Raw genomic sequence first — 5479 nt, 5'->3', positions numbered from 1 at the left:
GGGTCTCGATGGTGATGTCCTCGCGAACGCGGCTGGCCTCATGCCAGCGCCCGCTGGCGAGATGGCCAAGGGCCGAGACATGCGCCCGCTCGCGCGTGGTCGCGGCAAGCGGCAGTGCGGCCTCGTGGCAAGCCTTGGCCACGGCCGTCGCCTCCCGCTCGGTGGCGAGGCCGAACAGATATCCCTTGAAGACATGGGCCATGACGAAGCCGGGATCTTCCGCGATGGCGCGGTCGACGGAAGCTACGGGATCGCCGATGAAGCACTGCAGTTCACGCACTGCCTGGCTGTAAGGCGTGAATCCCGCCTCCGTCGCGCCCGAAAGTGCCAGGCCGAATGCGTCCCTGATTGCCATGCGATGTCCTTTATCGACCCGTGACAGGCCCTTGATCCTTCGGCCCAAAGCGATCCTAAAGCATAGGCCACGGACACGCCAACCGTGCGCTACGCCAGACCTTTCAGTAGTCTTTGCAGTTTAGCAACCATGCGGGGCAGATTAGGCTTTGTAAAATTGAATGAATTGTGTCTTCATTGCGGCGGCTGGCGGGGGCTGGAAATCGCGAATCGAGAGGGGACGCGATGCGGCATGTGAAGAACTCGCTTCCGAACAGTCGTTCGGCGGATGCGCAGGTGACAATTGCTTCGCAACGGCGAAAGCCGCATCCGTTACATCCGTGGCTTATTAGCATCCTCTCAACTACAGCTTTTGCGTTGCTGCCCAACTCCGCCGCGTTTGCCGCATGCGTGCTGGCTCCATCCGCCGGAAACACCGTCTACACCTGTGACAGCGGCGACTCAGCCGGCAGCCTCACCGATCTCGACGGCGACAACACGCTGAATTTTCCCGCCGGCGGCACCGGGCAGATATCAGGCAATGTGACCTTTGGCGTCGGCACGGACCGGCATCGACATGCAGTCAGGCACCATAACCGGCACCGTCGATCAGGGTGGCGGCACGGATTTCTTCAAAATTGGCGCGGGCACCGTCACCGGCAATGTCCAGCAGGGCGCCGGCATCGACGACTTCAACATGAGCGGCGGCCAGATCGGCTCGCTCAACCAGGGCGACGGCCTCGACACCTTCACCATGACCGGCGGACGCATCGTCGATTTCTTCGACGATGGCGACCACGCCGTGATGACCGGTGGCCGCATCGGCCGGGTCAACATGAAGCTCGATCAGAACTATTTCAACATGTCAGGCGGCACCATCGACCGCAACCTCGTCACTGGCTTCGACAAGGACACGATCATCCTGTCGGGCGGCACCATCGGCGGCAACATCAGCGTCAGCGGCGGCAATGACAGCGTCACGGTCACCGGCGGCACGGTCGGTGGCGATATACTGATGAGCTTTGGCGCCGACAATTTCGTCTGGAACGGTGGCGGCATCATCTATGGTTCCGTCGATCTCGGCGGCGATAACGACACCGCCAGGCTCAGCAACCTCACCAACGCCAATCTCGGTGCCACGGATGCCATATCAGGTGGTGCCGGCACCGATGCGCTGACCCTGGACAACGTCAAACTGGATGGCGTCAGCCGGCTCCAGAACTGGGAAAGCATCGACGCCACCAATGACACCCAGCTGACGATGGACAGCAATCTGGTGCTCGGCGACAGCGGCACCGGCACGGGTTCGCTCAGTGTCGATGCCGCAAGCACGCTCTACGGCGGCGGCTTCAATGCGGCGATCCAGGCGTTTACGGCAGGCCAGCTGGCGCAGGTCACCAATGCCGGGCGCATCGACCTGACCAATGGCAGCACCGGCGCCACCGACAGCCTGACGATTTCGGGCAATTATGTCGGCCTGGGTGGCCTGCTGCTTATCCAGACCGAGCTCGGTGACGATTCCTCCGCATCCGACAAGTTGGTCCTGTCGAGCGGAACGGCTTCCGGTTCGACCGGCATCTCCGTGGTCAATCTCGGCGGCGCGGGGGCTGCGACCACGCAGGACGGCATCATGGTCATCCAGGCAATCAACGGCGCCACCTCGGGCGCCACGACATTCGCGCTCGACGCCCCGGTCGCCGCCGGGGCCTTTGAATATTATCTGTTCAAGGGCGGCGGATCGGTCGGCACGACCGATCCGCCGCCCGCGACACCACCGGCACCACCACCGGCACCAGTGGCGGATCCGCCCCCGCCACCGCCGGTGGTGCCAACTGAGGTGCCCGACCTGCCGACACCGGCGGCGGGCGAGGAAATCCTGCTCTATCGCATCGAGGTTCCGGTCTATTCGGCCTTGCCGCCGGTCGCCGAACATCTGGCGATGACGACGCTCGGCACATTCCACGAACGGCGCGGCGAGCAGAGCCTGTTGTCGAACACCGAGCTGTCGCCGGTCTGGGGCCGCATCTTCGGTCAGGACAGCAAGATGGCCTATTCAGGAACGGTATCGCCGTCCTTTGACGGCACCCTGTTCGGCCTCCAGGCGGGCTTCGATCTGTTCGGCCGCGAAACCGCGTCGGGCCAGACCGATCGCGCCGGCCTGTTCGTCGCCTATGCCAGCATGAATGGCGACGTGCGCGGCCAGGCGCTGGGCAGGGACAATCTGTCCGTCGGCAGCATGGATATCAACGGCACCAGTATCGGCGGCTACTGGACCCGGATCGGTCAGGGTGGCTGGTACCTGGACGGCGTCCTCATGGCCACCTTCTTCGGCGGCAACGCAACATCGTCGCGCGACATTGGCATCGACGTCGGCGGGACCGGCGTCACCGCTTCGCTGGAAGGCGGCTATCCCATCGCGCTGGCGCAAGGCTGGACGCTTGAACCGCAGGCGCAACTGGTCTGGCAGCAATTGTCGCTCGACGATGCGTCGGACCGCTTTGCTTCGGTTTCCTTCGATACGGACGGCAGCGTGACCGGCCGGCTCGGCGCACGGCTGCAAGGCGAAACAGCGATCAATGGCATGGCGCTGCAGCCGTATCTCAAGGCCAACATCTGGCACGATTTCGGCGGCACCAGCCATGTCAATTTCGACACCACCGACATCTCGACCGAGGGCAGATCGACCTCGTTCGAGTTCGGCGGCGGCGTGATTGCCAAGGTGACGGACAAGGTCAGCATCTTCGCCACCGGCGACTACACCACCAATCTCGGTGGCGACAAGCGTCGGATCCTCGAAGGCAATCTGGGCTTCAGCGTCAAATGGTAAGGCCGGTCAAAAAGACAGCTTAATTGCTGGAACGCATCGCCACCGTGGCGATGCCGGCGCCGACCAGCAGCGTACCGCCGGTGCGGTTGAAGATGCGGATCGCCTTGGGATTGCGCACCACGTTGCGTGCGCGTGCCGCGATCAGCGCATAGCCGAAGGCATTGGCGAAGGCGAGCGCCAGGAAGGTCGTCTCGAAGATCAGCATCTGCGTCCAGAAATCGGCGTGCCGGTCGAGGAACTGCGGCAGGAAGGCAACGAAGAACGTGATGCTTTTCGGGTTGAGCGCGGTGACCAGCCAGGCGTGCGCCATCATCTTGGCCGAGGAGACCGCGTCGGTGCGCGGTTCGGCCTTCAACGCGCCGCCGGCGCGAAACAGTTTCACGCCAAGATAGATCAGATAACCGGCGCCGATCAGCTTCAGGATGGTGAAGACGGTCGCCGAGGCCGCCAGCAGCGCGCCGATACCCAGCATCGACAACGTCATCGCAGTGAAATCCCCCAACGCCACGCCGACGGCCATCGGCAGAGCGGTACGCCAGCCCTGGCCCAGCGCATAGGACACGACCAGCAGGATGGTCGGACCTGGAATGATGAGAAGGATCGTCGATGCGGCAGCGAAGGCGGCCCAGTTTTCGAAGGACATGCTCGTCTCCTTTGAGCTTAAAGAAGAGGATAAATCCTTAGGCCCGGGAGAATGTAAAGAGGCGATTTCCCTAACTGCGCCAGCGGCAGATCGGTGTCAGTTCGCGCCGCTCAGCGTGCTCACTATATCGGCCAGGCTGACATTGGCACCGAGAACGGTTGCCGCCGCGACAATGGCAGCGGCAAAAAGCTTGATGTCGGTTTTTAAGGTCTTGCACATGGAGGCCCCTCGCTGATGGTTCGAGGAGTAGGAGACGCCGGCGCCGGGAATATGACTCGACCGAGGTCTTTTTGTGCAGCAGCCTTCGTTCAAGTTCAGGCAAGAAGGTCGAACATCGCCAAGGCCATGCGCAAATGCAGGCTGTGCAAGGTCTTCACGCTTTATCAACCATGAATGAGGAAAATGCCTGCTATCCGGCCGGACCGTGCTTCCCGCCGACAGCGTAGGGTCTGGGTATATGCGTGAGTTGCCGCAAGGTCTGACGCCGCCGCGAAATGGCGACGCAATCGAAACCGATCATCATCTTTCCCGCCGCGCCATCCTGTCCGGGGCAGGGGCGCTTGCGCTGCTGAGCGCCGCCGGTTGCTCGACCTCGGGCGGCGGCCTGCCGGCGCTCGAGCTCGACGACGTCACCACGGGTTCCGTGCGGCCGATCCGGCCAAGCATCAGCGTCGACAAGAACGTCACCAGTCCCGGGGTCATGTATGCCGGGCTGACCGACGGCGGCTTCAACGTTCCGGAAGTGCCATATCTGAAGGTCAAGCCGGAATTCCGCCGCCAGATCGTCGTCGACACGACAGGCGAGGCGCCCGGCACCATCGTCGTCCATCTCAAGGAGCGCATGCTCTATTTGGTCCAGCCGGGCGGCGATGCCATCCGTTATGGCGTCGGCATCGGCAAGGACGGTTTCCGCTGGTCCGGCCGCGCCAACATCCAGTACGGCAGGGAATGGCCGACCTGGACGCCGCCGCCGGAGATGATCGCCCGCAAGCCTGAACTGGTGAAATGGCAGGCCGGACAGCCCGGCGGCCTCACCAATCCGCTCGGCGCGCGTGCCCTCTACATCTACCAGGACGGCAAGGACACCGGCTATCGCATCCACGGTTCGCCCGAATGGTGGAGCATCGGGCAAGCGATGTCGTCGGGCTGCGTGCGCCTGATCAACCAGGACATCATCGACCTCTACAGCCGCGTCTCCAAGAAAAATCCGGTCGTCGTCGTCTGACGCTTATGCGGCGTGTTGGCGCCGCTCGAAACTCCCGTTGCGCGATGCGACAAGACAGGCCAAGGTGCCTTGAAAACCATCGCGCCGGGAGAAATCAAGCATGGCTGGAACGTTTGTCATCGCGCAGGGCGGCGGCCCAACCGCCGTCATCAACCAGACGGTTGTCGGGGCGACGCTGGAGATCCGCAAGCGGCATCCCGGTGCCAAGGTGCTGGGCTCGATCCATGGCGTGCGCGGCATCCGTGACGGCAATTATGTCGACCTTTCCGCCATTCCGGAAGACCGCCTGCGGCTGATTGCCGGCACGCCGAGCGCCGCCCTCGGCTCGACGCGCGACAAGCCCGACGCCGCCTATTGCGATGTCATCCTCAACGGCCTGAAGAAGGCCGGCGCCGACGCCTTCATCTATATCGGCGGCAACGACACGTCGGGTACCCAGCAGATCCTGACA

The 5479-nt window shown here is 63.2% G+C and carries 4 protein-coding genes and 2 pseudogenes; 3 read left to right on the top strand and 3 right to left on the bottom strand.

The features are described from left to right. Positions 1-355: pseudogene (locus ENZ75_RS19310) on the bottom strand (tetratricopeptide repeat protein); the annotation flags it as partial. Positions 356-579: 224 nt separating this feature from the next. Between ENZ75_RS19310 and ENZ75_RS19305 the strand changes: the two are divergent. Beyond that, positions 580-3160 (top strand): annotated as a pseudogene (locus ENZ75_RS19305) (autotransporter outer membrane beta-barrel domain-containing protein). 19 nt (positions 3161-3179) lie between these two features. Here ENZ75_RS19305 and ENZ75_RS19300 read toward each other — a convergent pair. After that, positions 3180-3803 carry a LysE family translocator gene (locus tag ENZ75_RS19300; protein ID WP_023761181.1) on the bottom strand — a complete coding sequence of 208 codons (624 nt, stop codon included), beginning with the start codon at positions 3801-3803 and terminating at the stop codon, positions 3180-3182. 96 nt (positions 3804-3899) lie between these two features. Then, entirely contained in the window at positions 3900-4022 is a 123-nt protein-coding gene (locus ENZ75_RS35615; RefSeq protein ID WP_013528283.1) for a hypothetical protein, read from the bottom strand. Between the two features lie 238 nt (positions 4023-4260). On the opposite strand from ENZ75_RS35615, the gene ENZ75_RS19290 reads away from it, so the two are divergent. After that, entirely contained in the window at positions 4261-5028 is a 768-nt protein-coding gene (locus tag ENZ75_RS19290; RefSeq protein WP_024501964.1) for a L,D-transpeptidase, read from the top strand. A gap of 100 nt (positions 5029-5128) precedes the next feature. Continuing rightward, positions 5129-5479, top strand: a 351-nt coding sequence (locus tag ENZ75_RS19285; protein ID WP_206617065.1) for a 6-phosphofructokinase, incomplete at its 3' end; no start/stop codon positions are given.

It is taken from the genome of Mesorhizobium sp. M7A.F.Ca.CA.002.04.1.1 (genome assembly GCF_004022805.1).
Taxonomy (GTDB): Bacteria; Pseudomonadota; Alphaproteobacteria; order Rhizobiales; family Rhizobiaceae; genus Mesorhizobium; species Mesorhizobium ciceri.
This window is presented reverse-complemented; position numbering and strand designations above follow the sequence as displayed.

Coding starts and splice junctions, on each gene's coding strand:
- ENZ75_RS19290 (WP_024501964.1), top strand. CDS start 4,261: ATGCGTGAGTTGCCGCAAGGTCTGACGCCGCCGCGAAATGGCGACGCA.
- ENZ75_RS19300 (WP_023761181.1), bottom strand. CDS start 3,803: ATGTCCTTCGAAAACTGGGCCGCCTTCGCTGCCGCATCGACGATCCTT.
- ENZ75_RS35615 (WP_013528283.1), bottom strand. CDS start 4,022: ATGTGCAAGACCTTAAAAACCGACATCAAGCTTTTTGCCGCTGCCATT.